The sequence below is a fragment of the Echinicola soli genome, from assembly GCF_006575665.1.
Lineage (GTDB): Bacteria > Bacteroidota > Bacteroidia > Cytophagales > Cyclobacteriaceae > Echinicola > Echinicola soli.
Map to the genome: position 1 here is coordinate 1,735,236 of NZ_CP041253.1, position 16,664 is coordinate 1,751,899.

Annotated in this window: 16 protein-coding genes; 11 read left to right on the top strand and 5 right to left on the bottom strand. The window is 44.8% G+C overall.

What is annotated here, in order from left to right; translation table 11 throughout:
• Nucleotides 1–85: 85 nt before the first annotated feature.
• Both FKX85_RS07250 and FKX85_RS07255 read left to right on the top strand, forming a co-directional pair.
• Nucleotides 86–670, top strand: coding sequence for a NifU family protein (locus FKX85_RS07250; protein WP_141614095.1), 585 nt, complete (start codon nt 86–88; stop codon nt 668–670).
• Between the two features lie 84 nt (nt 671–754).
• Nucleotides 755–1,828, top strand: a complete 1,074-nt coding sequence (locus tag FKX85_RS07255; protein WP_141614096.1) for a DUF3810 domain-containing protein — start codon at nt 755–757, stop codon at nt 1,826–1,828.
• Between the two features lie 88 nt (nt 1,829–1,916).
• Here FKX85_RS07255 and FKX85_RS07260 read toward each other — a convergent pair whose 3' ends face one another.
• From FKX85_RS07260 to FKX85_RS07275, 4 genes are all read right to left on the bottom strand, one after another.
• Nucleotides 1,917–2,846 carry a DMT family transporter gene (locus FKX85_RS07260; RefSeq protein WP_141614097.1) on the bottom strand — a complete coding sequence of 310 codons (930 nt, stop codon included), beginning with the start codon at nt 2,844–2,846 and terminating at the stop codon, nt 1,917–1,919.
• Nucleotides 2,847–3,252: 406 nt separating this feature from the next.
• Nucleotides 3,253–5,094 (bottom strand): glutamine--fructose-6-phosphate transaminase (isomerizing), encoded by a 1,842-nt coding sequence (gene glmS / locus FKX85_RS07265; protein WP_141614098.1) that lies wholly within the window; start codon nt 5,092–5,094, stop codon nt 3,253–3,255.
• Between the two features lie 51 nt (nt 5,095–5,145).
• Entirely contained in the window at nt 5,146–6,555 is a 1,410-nt protein-coding gene (locus FKX85_RS07270; RefSeq protein ID WP_141614099.1) for a DUF4270 family protein, read from the bottom strand.
• Nucleotides 6,515–7,330 carry a glycogen/starch synthase gene (locus FKX85_RS07275; protein ID WP_141614100.1) on the bottom strand — a complete coding sequence of 272 codons (816 nt, stop codon included), beginning with the start codon at nt 7,328–7,330 and terminating at the stop codon, nt 6,515–6,517. The genes FKX85_RS07270 and FKX85_RS07275 overlap by 41 nt, the downstream gene beginning before the upstream one ends.
• Before the next feature lie 126 nt (nt 7,331–7,456).
• Here FKX85_RS07275 and panC point away from each other — a divergent pair, with 126 nt between their 5' ends.
• From panC to FKX85_RS07295, 4 genes are read left to right on the top strand one after another with little or no spacing between them, the layout of a single operon-like run.
• On the top strand, nt 7,457–8,314 hold the full coding sequence (gene panC, locus FKX85_RS07280; RefSeq protein WP_141614101.1) for a pantoate--beta-alanine ligase: 858 nt from the start codon (nt 7,457–7,459) through the stop codon (nt 8,312–8,314).
• A gap of 30 nt (nt 8,315–8,344) precedes the next feature.
• Nucleotides 8,345–8,692: an aspartate 1-decarboxylase gene (panD, locus tag FKX85_RS07285; RefSeq protein ID WP_141614102.1), complete on the top strand. Its 348-nt coding sequence runs from the start codon at nt 8,345–8,347 to the stop codon at nt 8,690–8,692.
• 1 nt (nt 8,693) lies between these two features.
• Entirely contained in the window at nt 8,694–9,710 is a 1,017-nt protein-coding gene (locus FKX85_RS07290) for a lysylphosphatidylglycerol synthase transmembrane domain-containing protein (RefSeq protein WP_141614103.1), read from the top strand.
• Between the two features lie 21 nt (nt 9,711–9,731).
• Entirely contained in the window at nt 9,732–10,424 is a 693-nt protein-coding gene (locus FKX85_RS07295; protein WP_141614104.1) for a zinc metallopeptidase, read from the top strand.
• Between the two features lie 426 nt (nt 10,425–10,850).
• On the opposite strand, the gene dusB is transcribed toward FKX85_RS07295, so the two are convergent.
• A complete protein-coding gene (gene dusB / locus FKX85_RS07300) occupies nt 10,851–11,852 on the bottom strand; it encodes a tRNA dihydrouridine synthase DusB (protein WP_141614105.1) in 1,002 nt (333 codons plus the stop codon).
• Nucleotides 11,853–11,889: 37 nt separating this feature from the next.
• Here dusB and FKX85_RS07305 point away from each other — a divergent pair, with 37 nt between their 5' ends.
• The 5 genes from FKX85_RS07305 (at nt 11,890) to FKX85_RS07325 (ending at nt 16,456) form a co-directional block, all read left to right on the top strand.
• A complete protein-coding gene (locus FKX85_RS07305; protein WP_141614106.1) occupies nt 11,890–12,852 on the top strand; it encodes a CPBP family intramembrane glutamic endopeptidase in 963 nt (320 codons plus the stop codon).
• Complete coding sequence (locus FKX85_RS07310) at nt 12,827–13,033, top strand: putative signal transducing protein (RefSeq protein ID WP_141614107.1); 207 nt, start codon at nt 12,827–12,829, stop codon at nt 13,031–13,033. The genes FKX85_RS07305 and FKX85_RS07310 overlap by 26 nt, the downstream gene beginning before the upstream one ends.
• A complete protein-coding gene (locus FKX85_RS07315) occupies nt 13,017–13,856 on the top strand; it encodes a phosphatidate cytidylyltransferase (protein ID WP_141614108.1) in 840 nt (279 codons plus the stop codon). Before FKX85_RS07310 ends, FKX85_RS07315 begins: the two co-directional genes overlap by 17 nt.
• Before the next feature lie 74 nt (nt 13,857–13,930).
• The gene (locus FKX85_RS07320) at nt 13,931–15,208 is read left to right on the top strand and encodes a Glu/Leu/Phe/Val family dehydrogenase (protein WP_141614109.1); all 1,278 of its coding nucleotides are present in this window, start codon (nt 13,931–13,933) and stop codon (nt 15,206–15,208) included.
• Between the two features lie 585 nt (nt 15,209–15,793).
• Entirely contained in the window at nt 15,794–16,456 is a 663-nt protein-coding gene (locus FKX85_RS07325) for a phosphatidylserine decarboxylase family protein (protein WP_141614110.1), read from the top strand.
• Nucleotides 16,457–16,664: the final 208 nt, after the last annotated feature.

The following is a 16,664-nucleotide window of genomic DNA, read 5'->3' on the forward strand; positions in this document are numbered from 1 at the left end:
CATCTACTTTGGAGGTAACTGTGGTAGTTCCTGATGGCCAATTTGAAACAATAAGAATTTCGCAAGAAAGCTAAAAATAATAATCATGTTACAAGCGCAGAAAAAGCCAGTACATATCTATCTGGAAGCAAATCCCAATCCGAATTCGCTGAAGTTTGTGGTAAACTTCATGTTGACGGACGAGGGGGTGAGTTTTGACTATCCGGATGAAAAGAGCACAGAGAATTCCCAGTTAGCAAAAGAGCTGTTTAATTTTGCCACTGTGGAGCGGGTTTTTATCACGTCCAATTTTGTGACGGTGACCAAAAAGAACGATGTGGAGTGGCCGGAAGTACAGGACTTTATCCGCGACCACATCAGACAATATCTGGAGTCCGGTAAGCCGGCCATTGATGTGGTGCTGGACAAGGATCCCTTGTTTGATGAGAACGATAGTGAAGTAGTCAAAAAAATAAAGGGCATCCTTGATGAGTATATTCGTCCGGCTGTAGAGCAGGATGGTGGAGCCATTATTTTCCATAGTTTCCAAGATGGAGAGGTAAAGGTGCTTTTGCAAGGGGCCTGCTCGGGATGTCCTTCGAGTACCGTGACCCTAAAGGCGGGAATCGAAAACCTACTTACCAGGATGCTTCCCGATGATGTGAAGACTGTGGAGGCAGAGGGAATTTAAAGAAATAAATATATAGTTCAGGTCATTCACAATAGTGGATGGCCTTTTTTTTGCTAATAGCTTATAAATAACTTTTGGTAACGTATGTTGAAGAAAAACTGGACTTGGGTGATTTTGGGAGTGTTATGCCTTGTCATTCGTTATTTTGCAGTCCGGTTTCCCGAGGCAACAGAGCGCATCTATTCTCGTGAATTTTTCCCAGCTATTCGTAATATCATAGATATTTCTATTTCCCGTTTGCCTTTTCCAACCGTTTACCTTTTCTTTTTGGGCGTATTGGCGTCGTTGGGGCTGTTCATTTGGAAGGTGGGAAAACGTGAGGGATGGAAGGGTAAATTGTTGTTCAGTGGTCGATGTGTGCTGAATTTTGCTGGTTTTCTGGTCTTTTTCTTTTTGGTACTCTGGGGATTTAATTATCAGCGGGTGCCTATTTTTCAGCAGTTGGGCCTTAAACCAGTGGCCTTAGAAAAAGAGACCTTGGTAAATGAATTGGTGCTGACCCGGGATTTGCTCCATCAGATTCGTCCTAATATTTCCGATGATACTTTGGCGATAGGGAAAACCTTGCCGTATGATGAACTGGAAAATGTGGTGCGGGCCAATATCCGTGAAAACCTATATATGATGGGGCTTAATTTTACAGGTCATCCAAGGACTAAGGAGCTTTATCCTGGCGGACTGCTGAGGAAGCTTGGGATTTTGGGCATTTACTTTCCTTTTGTGGGGGAAAGTTATATTGACCCTACTTTACACCCGTTGGAAAAGCCTTTTACGATTGCACATGAAATGGCCCATAGCTATGGTGTTACCAATGAGGGCGAGGCTAATTTTATCGGCTGGGTGATTTGTAGCCATAGTGACAATCCGCTTTTGCAATATTCGGGACACTTGAGGCTGTTGAGCTATCAGCTGAATGACCTGTACCGCTTGGACCCTGCTGGATATCGGCAGTTTTTGACCACGATGGATAAGGGACTAAGAAATGACTTGATCGATATTTCGGAAAACCACCGGCAAATCAAGGCCTTTTCGCTGGAGCTGAGTAGACGGTCAAATGACCTTTTTTTAAAAGCCCAAGGCGTCAAAGCAGGTGTGAAAAGCTATGCGCAATTACCTATGCTGGCCTATGCTTGGAGAAATAAGTTGAAGGGGAAGTAATTAGTATCAAGTACAGGGTTTTTTCCAGCGAATGATAAACCGGGCTTATAACAAAATCGATCATCATCAGTTCCTTTTTCTAAGTGGATTAACCCGTAGCGACCAGCCGTTTCTTTTTTGGTTTTTTATTGCCGATCCACACACCGGCAATGACTGCTATCATGCCAATGAAATGCCCGGGGAGAAACATCTCCCCATCCAATACGCCCCAAGCAATGGCCACGATGGGGATCAGGTAGGTGACCGTGCTGGCAAATACAGGGCTGGCAATTTTGACAAGGCCATTGAACAGGATCAGGGAGACGGCCGTTCCCAGGACTCCGAGAATGGTCAGATAACCTGCTGCCAGTGGTGCGCCTTCTCCATGGACCAGCGTATGTGTGAAATCGGTCTGAAAGAGAAGGTAAGCTAAGGCCACAGGAAGTGCTAACAACAACGAAATAGCTGTGATTTCCACGGGCTTCAGTGCTTCAAACCAATGCTTGATAATGTTCAGATTGATACCATAGCATATGGTTGCTAAAATGACCAATAGTGCATAGGCATTGATAGCGGAGAAACTAGTGATGCTGCTGCCTTCTTTGACACTGATGAGAATGATGACACCGATGAAGGCAATGAGCAAGCCAAGGCCATTTCTGACGGTTATCTTTGCTCTAAAGAACAATGCCCCTATAACAACTACAAAAAGAGGAGTGAGGGCATTGAGGACTCCGGTGATGGAGCTGCTGAGCTGGGTCTGTGCCTTCGCGAAGAGAAATGCAGGTAGAAAACTACCTACCAGGCCCACTACCATGAGATTACCGATTTGCTTCCTGCTCAGCTTGAGGATCCTCGGCAGGGAAAGTGGGAGCAATACAGTAGCGGCCGACACAATGCGGTAGGCGCCCACTTCACCTGGGGAAAACACCATTAATCCCTTTTTGATCAGAATAAACGAGCTTCCCCAAACCAGTGAAAGAAAACCTAAAAGCAGCCAACTTCTTAACGGTTGGTTTTCAGTAGTGTTTGATGTCATATAGGGTTGAGTTTTTCAGGTTGAAAATCTGCCAAAAGTCAAGTTTCTCCATAACACTTCATTGAAATGGATAGTTGCAGCCTAAAGAAAGTTTTTTTGCTTTCCTGATGGAGTTGTATTGGATCAATATGCCGCTAAACCCGGATTCAATGCTGTTTAGCTAAGAGCAGACCGTGACAAAGCTGTCATCTCGCCGCGGCGAGGGAATCTCGCTCATACCACAATGATTGAAAAGATCCTTTCCCGATCTGTAGGAACAGGCTCTGTCGTCAGGATAGCCTGCCCCGCATGACTGTCGGGGACATCCGTTAACTAAACGGCATTGAGACCGAATTATGCATTAAACAAAGCAGGCTGTGAACGAATGCCCACAGCCTGCTTTTAACGATAAATAAGTTTCTATGCTTTATTCCACCGTAACTGATTTGGCCAAGTTTCTTGGCTGGTCCACATTGCAGCCGCGCATCACAGCAATGTGATAGGAAAGCTGCTGAAGCGGAACCACGGAGATCAGCGGGACAAAGGCTTCATGGGCCCTTGGGATTTCGATAACGTGATCGGCCATTTTCTTCACTGATTGGTCTCCTTCCGTGACCACCGCGATGATCTTTCCTTTACGGGCTTTTACCTCCTGGATATTGCTCACCACCTTTTCATAAGAACTGTCCTGTGTGGCGATAAATACCACGGGCATTTCCTCATCGATCAGGGCGATAGGGCCGTGCTTCATTTCCGCTGCAGGATAGCCTTCCGCATGGATATAAGAGATTTCTTTCAGCTTTAGCGCCCCTTCCAGTGCCACCGGGAAGTTATAGCCCCTTCCCAGGTAAAGGAAGTTCCTGGCGTCTTTGTACTGTGCGGCGATCCGTTCTATTTGCTCATTGAGCTTCAGGGCTTTTTCGACTTTTGCAGGGATGGCTTCCAGTTCACTGAGAAGCTCCATGTACTTGCTTTCAGGAAGTGTGCCACGCTGATAGCCGAGCATCAGTGCCATCATCGAGAGCACAGAAATCTGTGCAGTAAAGGCTTTGGTAGATGCCACGCCGATTTCAGGACCTGCATGGGTGTAGGAACCGGCATGAGTCGAGCGGGCAATAGATGAGCCCACTACATTACACACCCCAAAGATCGTTGCTCCTTTTTGCTTGGCCAGCTCGATGGCCGCCAGTGTATCTGCCGTTTCTCCTGATTGGGAGATGGCAATGACAAAGTCACGGCTGTTGATCACCGGATTTCTGTATCGGAATTCCGAAGCGTATTCTACTTCCACAGGGACACGGGCAAATTCCTCAAAGAGGTATTCTGCCACCAATCCTGCATGCCAGCTGGTACCACAAGCCGTGATGATGATCCGGTCGGCATTTTGGAACTTGTTCATATAATCCCTTAAGCCGCCGAGAATCAGTCGGCCAGCCCTGGAGTCCAGCCTTCCCCGCATACAGTCTGCAATGGATCGTGGCTGCTCATTGATCTCCTTGAGCATGAAGTGTTCGTAGCCACCTTTTTCGATAGCTTCCAGCTCCATGTCCAGTTTGTTGATATAAGGGTGGGTTTCGATGTTTTCGATCGTTTTGATCTGCAGCTTGGCGTCACGGATGACCGCAATTTCATAATCGTCCAAGTAGACCACTTGATTGGTGTATTCCACGATTGGCGTGGCATCAGAAGCCAGGAAAAACTCGTCTTCACCTACACCGATGACCAGTGGAGACCCTTTTCTGGCAGCAATCAAGGTGTCAGGTTCCTCTTTGTTCATCAAAACAATGGCATATGCCCCTACAATCTTATGAAGAGCCAGTCTCACGGCCTCTTCCAGGCTACAGTTGTTGTTTTGATGGATATCCTCAATAAAATTGATAAACACTTCCGAGTCAGTATCACTGTGGAAGGTGTATCCTTTATTGATAAGGTCGGTTTTAAGGACTTCGTAATTTTCGATGATGCCGTTATGGATCATGGCGAATTTTTCCGATGAGGAGTAATGCGGGTGGGCATTGACATCATTGGGTTCGCCATGGGTGGCCCATCGGGTGTGTCCTATCCCGATGTGAGAGTGAAGGTTAGGGTTGCTTTCGATGAAGTTTTCCAACTCGGAAACTTTCCCTTTCTTCTTGTAAACATTGAGTCCGGTGTCATTCAGTAAGGCCACACCGGCACTGTCATAGCCTCGGTATTCGAGGCGTTTTAGGCCTTTTATGATGACAGGCAGGGCTTCCTGCTTGCCAACATAGGCAACAATTCCACACATAAAAATTACTTATTAGGGTCCGAATTTAATTTTAAATTATATCATGATCGATTATCTAAGTTTAGAATAATAGATTTTGAGTGTTATCGAGTTTTGGTTGACGATGTATTCTCGGAGAGACCTCGTGAAGTTACTGTTGGTAACCACATTGCTTCCAGATAAGCTAACTGTCCCAGGATAAAGCAGTAAGTCCGTCCGCATCACATCAGTTCTGTATAGCGCATCGACATAATCAGTGATACCACTACGGGGAAGAGGCGGTGGGCCATAGATGTAATCTTCCGTATTAAAGGCAAGCGGATTGGTGCCGCCAGATGTGACCGCAGGGACTACATTTCCATTCTCGTCAGTGGTAGTTTGAGGTGCAATGCCTAATTGAATACTGTAAGGGGCACCATCTTCTTCTCGTCGAAGAATTTTATTGGTATCATCCGTAAAGTACTGAATGAGCCCTTGGATGGGCAGTTTACTGTCCGGGAAGTTTTCTGTCGGTCCCATGGAGAGGATGGCGCTGTTGAAGACTACATTATCCACAGTGTCCAGGAAGTTGGACAAGGGCTCCATGTCCAGCTTTACCATATGTCCAAGCAATGCTTTGCTTCCCACCAGAGTGCCTACATCGTAAGCCTTGTTTTTTTCCGTCACGATTTCGGTTGGTGTACCCGTTGGGTTATTGGTGACACCATTAAAATGCCTTGAAGAGCTGGTGAAAATGGTGTAAACACTGGATACAGTGTCTTCTTCACTGTTTCTGTAATACAGTTTGAAGCCAGTATCTGTCCCAGGGGTTACATGGATGGTTGTTTGTTGTGCTGGAGATCCTTTCAGGGCAAAACCCGGGAAATAGTCCCTGAACGAAAAGATATCGTCAAATACCGGGTCTTCATCTTTGATCTTGGTAAACAGGTCCGTGGCCAATGTCTCATCCAAGTTCATGAATACGATGGTGTCTGAATTCTCCTCAAGCATAAATGAACCAGCCGCGAAAGGAGTTTCCCCAAATGCCAAATGGTCAAAATTATAATAGGTAGTATCCAGAATTGGTTCTGTCAGCTTGTGGGCGGAGAAGCTTTTGGCTTCGTCCAGGTCTTCAGCTGTGAGCGATCTGATGTCCAGGCTAAACTTGGCAGAATCCAAGATGGCATCACTTTCTGGTTTTGTGGCGGATGTGCTGAAGGCCATTCTACTATAGGCGGTTGCCTCCGTTTCGCCAAAGTAATCACTGATGTCACCACCTGCTACGAGTGTTCCCGGATTAGTGGTATTGAGTGAATCAGTAGATACCAAATAAGCAGAAAGGGGTATTTCTGCATAGAAAACCCCAATTCTGTTTGCTTCTGGATCAAGAGCCAATCCGATATCAGATGGATCGGTACATGCATTGATCAATGGCGTAGAAAGTAATAACAGTCCGGCGAGCTTAGCCTGCCAGGTCTGTATAGATGTTGTAATAACTTTCAAAAAGTTGTTCTTCTTCGTCTTCGTTGTTAATATCACACTTTTTGTCTTTAGAGCACTCTTCAATAATTTTGTTCAGACTTTCGGAGATTTGGTCACCTTTGATCACCACGTCGGCATATTCCATACCGATTTTCAAGAAGCCTTCATAGTCTTTTGACTTCAATGGGGCCAATATGCTGTCATCAATGTCGACCATTTTGACCTTCTCCAACAAATCATCATCAAATTTATGATTAAATCCGTTATTATAAATAGTGAACACTGATTTTGTGTTTTTAAATAACGGTTCATTTTTGTAAGTGGTTTTCAGGTACAAAGGAATCAAGCTGGTCATCCAGTCATTGCAGTGAACAATGTCAGGTGCCCATCCCAGTTTTTTGACCGTTTCGATAACGCCTTTGCAGAAGAAAATGGCCCTTTCGTCATTGTCTTCATAGAATTTTTCCTGCTTATCATGGAAAACGCTTTTACGCTGGAAATAGTCTTCGTTATCAATAAAATATACCTGAAGCTTTGCGTTAGGAATGGAAGCGACCTTAATGATCAATGGTTTCTCCTCTTCCCCTACAGAAATGTTGATTCCTGAAAGCCTTACTACTTCATGCAACCTGTTCTTTCTTTCGTTGATCAAACCAAATCTCGGAACAAGAATACGGATTTCCATTCCTTTTTCCTGCATTGCCTGTGGCAAAGCCCTAACGAAGTTAGCTACCTCTGAGGTTTGAAGAAATGGATTGATTTCACTTGCTACGTAGAGAATACGAAGTTTGGACATATCTTGTTTTTTTTGTTGAGGGATAATACGGGACTACAAAGATACAAAAAAAAATACAAAAACCCGTTGATATTGTCTAGAATAATTTACTTTTGCTCCTATTTTGCTAAGTGTAAATGTATAGTCGTGAAAATTCTAAAGACCAAGCAAGAGGTAAAACAACAGTTAAATGGTTATCGAAAGGCAGCCCAGACGGTTGGCCTGGTGCCGACGATGGGAGCGCTACATGATGGTCACTTAAATTTGGTGAAAAATGCCAAAAATATGACTGATGTAGTAGTGGTTTCCATATTTGTCAATCCCACCCAATTCAATAATCCAGAGGATTTGGAAAAATACCCCAGAAGGGTAACAGGGGATTTGGCCTTGTTGGAGAAAGAGGAGGTTGATTATGTGTTTCTTCCTGAAGTGGAGGAGATGTATCCACGGCCCTCTGCATTGACATTTGATTTTGGGGATTTAGAACGGACCCTGGAAGGGGCTTTCAGGCCGGGACATTTTAATGGGGTAGGAGTAGTAGTGTCGAAGTTGTTTCATATCATCTGTCCCGATAAGGCGTTTTTTGGGCAAAAAGACCTTCAACAGGTGGCCATTATCCGAAGAATGGTGGATGATCTGTCTTTTGACGTGGAGATGGTGGTGGTGCCTACTTCGCGTGAACCGGATGGATTGGCCATGTCTTCCCGTAATGGGAGGCTGACATCGGCCGACCGCAAAAGAGCCCTGATCCTTTTCGAATCCCTGGTGCTGGCGCGAAAGGAACTTTTAGCAGGCAAGCCGTGGTTTGAGGTACAGGACAAAATATCACACAAATTTAATTTGGAGCAGGGAGTGGAGTTGGAATACTTTGAGCTGGTGAGGACAAAAAGCCTTGAATTGGTATCAGAGATAGATATTTCACAACAAAACGAGTCCCAAGAATACTCCATCTGCACCGCAGCTAACGTCGGTGATGTGAGGTTGATCGACAACTTACCAATTTAATCCTTAAATTTGTGGCAAATTTAGAAAGCAATGCAAATTCAGTTATTGAAATCAAAGATTCACAGGGTCAAGATTACGCAAGCGGAACTTCATTATGTGGGAAGTATCACTATTGATGAGGATTTGATGGATGCAGCTAACATGATTGAAAACGAAAAAGTGCAGATCGTTAATGTCAATAATGGTGAGCGGCTGGAGACTTACGTGATCAAAGGTGAGCGCGGCAGCGGTATGGTCTGCCTGAATGGTCCTGCAGCCAGAAAAGCGCAAGTAGGTGACGTGGTGATCATTATTTCTTATGCTTCCATGGACTTTGAAGAGGCGAAGAAGTATAAGCCAGTGGTTATATTTCCGGATGACTCCAATAAATTGATCTAAGTTGAGACTAACAGTAAAGCAATGGATCCAAGTGGTCATATCCCTGGTGGTGGCCATTTGGATTTTTTGGTTCTTATATAAAGATGTAAAAATGGAAAGCCTGTTGGAAGCACTTCAGCAGGCTTCACTGTTTTGGATCTGCATGTCTATTGGCATTTCGATCCTGGGATTTGGCGTGAGGGCCTGGCGGTGGAAATTGCTCATTGATGCAGATCTGGAGGAGAGGCTCCCTACTTCGAGGGCTTTTTGGGGCCTGATGATAGGTTATCTTGTCAATATGCTGATCCCTCGTGCTGGTGAAGTAGCCCGGTGCGGGGTACTTAAGAAGACAGAAAAACTTCCCGTTAGTAAATTGCTCGGTACGGTGATTTTGGAGCGATCAGTGGACCTGTTGTTTATGTTGGGGGTTATTTTTTTGGCTTTTATCCTCGAACGCGAAGTTTTTGTGGGATTGGCCAATGATCTGGTGTCCTTGGAAGCCATCAAAACCGGCTTACAGGAATATATGCCTTTGTTGATCAGTGGTGTGGTTTTGTTGGGAATCGTTTTTTATTGGGTGTCCCATCGATATCGTGACCATGGATTGGTAAAGAAGTTTCATCACTTTATGCGTGAGCTTATAGGAGGGCTAAAGAGTGTACAGCGTATGAAAAACCGCTTGGGTTTCTGGCTTTCCTCAGTCGGGATTTGGATAATTTATTTCCTCATGATGTATTTTATTGCCATTGGGATGCCCAGTACTGCCAATTTGTCTCCATCCGCTGTGCTGATGGTGATGGTGATGGGGAGTATTGGGATGGTGGCACCAGTCCAGGGTGGAATTGGGACCTTTCATGCCTTAGTAGCTTTTATTTTAATGACATATGGTCTGACTGAAGAAGAGGGCAAAATATTTGCTATTATCGTCCATAGCTCCCAAGTGCTGATCGTGCTGGTGGCTGGTGTCATCAGCTTACTGGTAGTGGCAAAAATTTCTGTCATAGCAAAACCACAAGCGGAGCATTTGCGTAATAATTAAGCGTTTAAAACAAACAAAAATATGTTACTGATTCTAATTGTCGTTGTATTTGGGATTTTGGGCTTTGTGATTAGTCGGAAGCTCAAGAACAAATTTAAAAAGTACTCTCAGACGGCCTTGGAGGCCAATCTTTCAGGAAAGGAAATAGCCGAGCTGATGCTGGCTGACCACGGTATTCATAATGTTGCGGTAAACTGTGTGGAAGGCAAGCTGACCGACCACTATAACCCTCAGAACAAAACGGTGAACCTCAGCCCAGATGTTTATTATGGCAGAAATGCTGCGGCTACTGCTGTGGCAGCCCACGAATGTGGCCACGCCGTGCAGCATGCCCGGTCGTATGCTTGGTTAGGCCTGCGCTCTGCGATGGTGCCTATTCAGAACATCAGTGGTAAAATCCTCAATTTTGTGCTGATCGCTTCCTTGTTTGGAGGACTGGCACTGTTTAACCTGCCGTGGGAAATGGTAGGAGTGATTGTGGTAGGCTCCTATGGGGTGATTACCTTGTTTACCTTGGTGACCTTGCCCGTGGAGTTTGATGCGAGTAGAAGAGCCTTGGCTTGGGTGAAGGAAAGAAATATCGTCACGCCATCGGAATATGAGATGTCGAAGGACTCCCTTAAATGGGCAGCCATGACCTATGTGGTAGCGGCGATGGCATCCTTGACTACGTTGGCCTACTATGCTATGATCTTCTTTGGCGGAAGAGATTAACAAGAGAACAAAGAGTTTCATGATGGTGTCGGTAAAACGTCATTGCGAACGCAGAGAAACGGATTGAAGCAATCTTCTTCTCTTGGGATGAGACTGCTTCGTCGTTCCTCCAGGCAGGATCGAAGTGACGGTTTTTGAAGAAAAAAGTAAGAGAAAAAGTGTCAAGTAAATTCAGAACGTGACATCAAGATTTAATAGAAAGGGCTGCTTTCCAGTGGGAAGGCAGCCCTTATTTATATAATGGTGTTGTTTACTCCTTTGGGATTACAAACGGACCAAGCCATATCCATATTTCTGGGGCCGGGGAAGGTTTCCATTCGTTTGGTATGTCGCCACAAAGTAGCCAAGACAGGAAGTGTTTTGTAGGAGGATTCCAAATTTCAAGTCTCCCATCTCAAGTCTAACGTCTCATATCTAAGCCTCTCCTTAGCCTTGAGTAACAAACTGGTAATCGGCAAAGTCCACTGCGACTTGATCCAGGAGCGAAGAGACTTCAGCATAGGTGTCCGCCGTGACCATTTTGGTGCGGTAGGGTTTGAAATTTGGCATGCCGCGGAAGTAATTGGTATAGTGTCTTCTCATTTCCAGGATACCGAGTTTTTCACCTTTCCATTTGACAGAAAAGTCCAAGTGTTTTTTGGCAGTATTGATGCGTTCTTCCAGGCCTGGTGCGGCAAGTTTTTCTCCCGTTTCGAAATATTGCTTGATTTCATTGAAAATCCATGGGTAGCCAATTGCCGCACGGCCAATCATCATGCCGTCCACGCCAAAGCGGTTTCGGTATTCCAATGCCCTTTCGGGACTGTCGATGTCGCCATTGCCGAACAATGGAATGTGGATTCTTTGGTTTTCCTTGATCTTGGCCAGGTAAGTCCAGTCGGCTTCACCTTTGTACATTTGCTTTCTGGTACGTGCGTGAACGCTGATGGCCTGGATGCCTACGTCCTGAAGCCTTTCCACGACTTCTACGATCCGGATGGTGTTATTGTCCCATCCAAGGCGGGTTTTTACGGTGACGGGGATATTGACGGCTTTGACGATCTCGGCGGTCATGCTCACCATTTTATCAATGTCAAGCAAAATGCCAGCACCGGCACCTTTGCAGGCTACTTTATTGACAGGGCAGCCGTAATTGATGTCCAGAATGTCCGGTCCGGCTTGTTCGGCTATGGCGGCAGCTTCCCTCATGGAATCAATTTCATTTCCGAATATCTGAATGCCGATAGGTCGTTCGTATTCAAAAATATCCAGCTTTTGGACACTTTTGGCCGCATCCCTGATCAGGCCTTCCGAGCTGATGAACTCTGTGTACATCAAATCCGCACCATTTTCCTTACACACCGCTCTGAATGGTGGGTCACTGACATCTTCCATCGGTGCCAGCAGTAAGGGAAATTCTCCCAAGGCTAAGTTTCCTATTTTTACCACGATTGATTTATAATTTTCCTGTAAATTTACCCCAATTATGGAGATTTATAAAACCCAAAGCCAAATTGCTGCAAAACACAACTGGTTATTGTCTCTAGTTGTCCTTGTTTTGATCACTTTTGGCGCACTTGCACTGACTCAAGGGATTGCATTGGTAATTATCCCTTTTCTATTTAATATTAGCTATGAAGATATCCTGCCCTTGTTTACCGGAGAGCTGGAACATCCTAACGGCCGGATGGCCATGCTGTTTCTTCAGGGCTTAGGTGGAGGCCTGGCTTTTTTCCTTGCTGGATGGTTGTTTTCTCATATTGTGGAAAAAGCCAGCCTTGGATGGAAACACCAATTTGCCCGTGTAAAGTTCACTTATCTTTTGCTCCTGATACCGCTGCTGTTTGGCTTCGTGTTATTTGATGCAAAAGTGATCGAGTGGAACATGAATGTGGAGTTTCCGCCGTTTATGGAGGGATTTGAAACGTTTGCCCGTGAAATGGAAGATCAGGCAATGAAAATGACCATGTTTTTGACCGATTTTCAGACCTTAGGAGAGTTCTTAGCAGGGGTGCTGGTAATCGGTGTTTTGGCAGGAATAGGGGAAGAATATTTCTTCAGAGGAATATTGCAGCCAAAACTGCACCGTTATTTTGGCAATGCCCATGCAGGGGTGTGGCTGGCAGCTTTTGTTTTTTCTGCGATTCACTTTCAGTTCTATGGATTTTTCCCTCGTTTACTTCTTGGAGCACTTTTTGGCTACTTGTATCTGTACTCAGGAAGTTTGATTTATCCCATAGTGGGGCATGTGCTGAACAATACATTCACCATTGTCATGGTCTACCTGAACAAGTTGGGGATGGTGGAATTCAACATAGAAGACCCAGAGGGCGTTAACTGGTATACGGTGCTGCTAGGGCTGATGGTCTTTATCGCCTGCATGCGACTTTTTGTTCAACAAGGAAATAAAAATAAAACTTTACATGGAGAAGTGGCAGAAGGTTTTTGAGTCGGAGTCGGTCGTCAGGGCCGAAATCGTTAAGGGAGTACTTGGCGAACATGACATCACCGCGATTGTACTGAATAAAAAGGAATCTGTGTACCAAATCAACGGGAGTTATCATGTGATGGTAACTTCTGAGAAGGCCTTTGAGGCTGCTAATTTAATCAAGAATGAGATATCGTTTTAATATTTCCAATTATAGTGAACTGGGACAGCGTATCATCACGGCCTTACTGGGAGCAGCGGTCATTGTTTTAGGATGCATGTACAGTGAGTGGGCTTACTTTTTGATTTTCGGAACGATTCTGGTTTTGTCACAGCTGGAATTTTACAAACTATGTGGGCTGGACGGGATGCTTCCCCTAAAGTCTTTCGGTACTTTTTTGGGCTTTATGATTTTTGTTATGACTTTTTTTGTGGAGATGCAGCACCTGGATGATAAGTATTATTTTCTTATCTTTCCCATGATATCACTGATATTCTTTATCAAGCTCTATCGTAAATCGGATAAAAAACCATTTACAGGTATTGCGTTCACGTTTTTGGGGATATTTTATGTGGCAGTGCCCTTTTCTTTATTGAACTTAGCTGCGTTTTCAGTGGATAAAACCTTCCACTATGAAGTAATCGTGGGATCGCTTTTTATCCTTTGGGCCAGTGATAGTGGTGCGTATTTTGCTGGAACAAAATTCGGTAAAACGAAGTTGTTTGAGAGAGTGTCCCCCAAGAAATCCTGGGAAGGCAGTTTGGGAGGAGCTGCTGCTGCGATTGTGACAGCCTACTTGCTCAGTTTAAACTTTGCGGTAATCCCTCAGTGGAAATGGTTCTGCATAGGCGGCATTATTGTTATCGCAGGTACATATGGTGATCTGATTGAGTCGTTGTTTAAGAGGAGTATTGCTATCAAAGACTCAGGAAGAGGGCTTCCCGGACATGGAGGATTTATGGATCGTTTTGACGGATTGTTAGTTTCGGCTCCTTTTATCGCGGCATTTTTGAAAATATTTTAAAATATATAGTTCTATTTTGAAAATGTATCTAATATTATATCAAATTTAGTCTCTACATAAACTAAAACCCAATTATGGCTTATATCGAACCGGCTCCGATTAAGGATAAAGAAAATCCATTGGAGTCAATGATGGAGAGGTTTAATATTGCAGCAGAGAAGTTAGGGCTTTCTGAAGAGGTCTATAATGTGCTGAAAAACCCCGCAAAACAAGTGATTGTATCCCTTCCGATCACTATGGACAATGGCAAAATCAAAGTTTTTGAAGGTATTCGTGTGGTACATTCCAATATTTTGGGCCCGGCAAAAGGGGGAATTCGGTTTGCTCCGGACGTGCATATCGATGAGGTCAGGGCGCTGGCAGCATGGATGACGTGGAAGTGTGCGGTGGTGGATATTCCCTACGGTGGGGGAAAAGGCGGTGTGCGCTGCAATCCGAGAGAAATGTCACCAGGTGAAATCGAACGGTTAGTCCGTGCCTATACGCTTGCGATGATTGATGTTTTTGGTCCTGACAAGGACATCCCTGCACCTGATATGGGGACCGGTCCCAGGGAAATGGCCTGGCTAATGGATGAATACTCCAAGGCAAAAGGAACCACAGTGAATGCCGTCGTGACGGGCAAACCACTCGTTTTGGGAGGCTCGCTGGGGAGAACGGAAGCTACGGGACGTGGCGTGATGGTGTCCGCACTGGCGGCCATGGAAAAACTCAAGATCAACCCGTTCCAAGCAACCTGTGCGGTCCAAGGTTTTGGCAACGTAGGTTCTTGGGCTTCGGCATTGCTGGAGGAAAGGGGGCTGAAGGTCGTGGCGGTTTCGGATATTTCTGGTGCTTATTATAATGCCAACGGTATTGACATCCAAAAGGCTATTGCCTATCGTGATGGCAATAAAGGGGTTTTGGAAGGATTTGACGGGGCTGAGAAACTGTCAGATCCCTTAGGGTTGCTCGAATTAAAAGTAGATCTACTGGTGCCTGCCGCTGTGGAAGACGTGATCACCAAAGCTAATGTAGACAAAATCAATGCACGTTTGATCGTAGAAGGAGCCAATGGACCGACCTCCTTTAACGCCGACAAAATCATCAATGAAAAGGGCATCATGGTGGTGCCGGATATCCTGGCCAATGCTGGCGGGGTGACGGTATCGTACTTCGAATGGGTACAAAACCGTCTCGGGTATAAGTGGACCGCTGAAAGGGTAAACAGAAGGTCAGATAGGATCATGAAAGAAGCCTTTGACCAAGTGTATAAGACTTCTGTAAAGCATGAGGTGCCAATGAGGATCGCTGCCTATATCGTTGCCATCGATAAAGTAGCGCAGACGTACCAGTTCAGGGGAGGATTCTAACAGGCCTGATCGGTTATATTATATATTGTGAAAAATTATTCAAATGGCTCCGGTGGTGAACTTTCATGTCCGGTGCCATTTACATTTTCGCCCCCAATAGGGACATGTTACCAGCACTCTGGTATTTACCGTCTAACCTGAGTCCATGAATTCGATGTCCATCCGTCTACAACCTTCCTCAACGCCCTGCCTGGAGCAGACAGGCTCGCAGTGACGGTTTTTAAATCGAACGGAGGTTACTAATAACGTAAAACCATAATAGTTAAAGGCAGCACCACCGGTGTCTAAGACATGAGGTGCTTGGCTTTTAGTTTTTAGAAGTATCGAGCATTAAAGACTTAGTGGCCTGGAGCCTTTTCGGCCAATCTTTTATCCTATAAAAGCTTAATATTTAGACCAAAATTTCCCAGTCCCCAGAAATAATGCCTTCCCCTGTGCTGAAGGTATATTCATTTTTTTCTTTAACATACCGAGAAATATTGGCAAATTGCAGCAGAATTTAATTTGGGTCAGCAAGGTTGTTTGTAATAAAGGAACTAAAATTAAATTCAAAACATTGATTTATATTGAATTAACCCCATACTGATGACGATACATAAAGAAGGACGAAAATTATTGTTCTGGATGTTGGTAGTGCTCGCGGGTGTCAACTTTGCGACGCATCAATTAATGCCAGGGCAGGACACCGTATTGAACTTGATTTTACTGGCCAGTATCATTATTTATTTGTTGGTACTGCAGTTTTTCAGAAATCCTACCATTCTGATGCCAGAAGATGAGCAACTGGTTTATGCTCCAGCGGATGGAAAGGTAGTGGTGATCGAAGAAGCGCAGGAAGATGAATTCCTAAAAGAGCGGAGAAAGCAAATTTCCATCTTTATGTCTCCTGTAAATGTCCATGTTAATCGATCTCCTGTAAGCGGTATTGTGGAGTACTTTAAATACCATCCCGGTAAATACATGGTGGCCTGGCATCCTAAGGCAAGCTATGAAAACGAGCGGTCTACCATGGTGATCAGACACACTAAAACAGGCGTGCAATTATTGGTAAGGCAAATTGCCGGTGCGGTGGCAAGAAGGATCAAGTACTATGTGAAAGAGGGTGATCCATTGGTCCAAGGAGGAGAGTTTGGCTTTATCAAGTTTGGTTCCAGGGTCGATGTGTTTGTGCCCTTGGATGCTGAGATATTGGTGAATATTGACGATAAGACCAAGGGAGGCATGACACCATTGGCGAGGCTAAAATAGCATGATTTTATTAAACAACTTAAAAGCGGCCAGTTTCCAGTGAAGGGAAATTAGCCGCTTTTTTTGTAGGGATTAACTCTTGCCAATCGTAGTATCTGGGGTCAAGCGGAAAAGTTGGGGGATTAGGGTTGGTTTCGATAGCACGCAGATGGTGCTGATTAATAGGATTTTCGCTGATTTTTTTATACTGGAGCATGCATTCCTATTG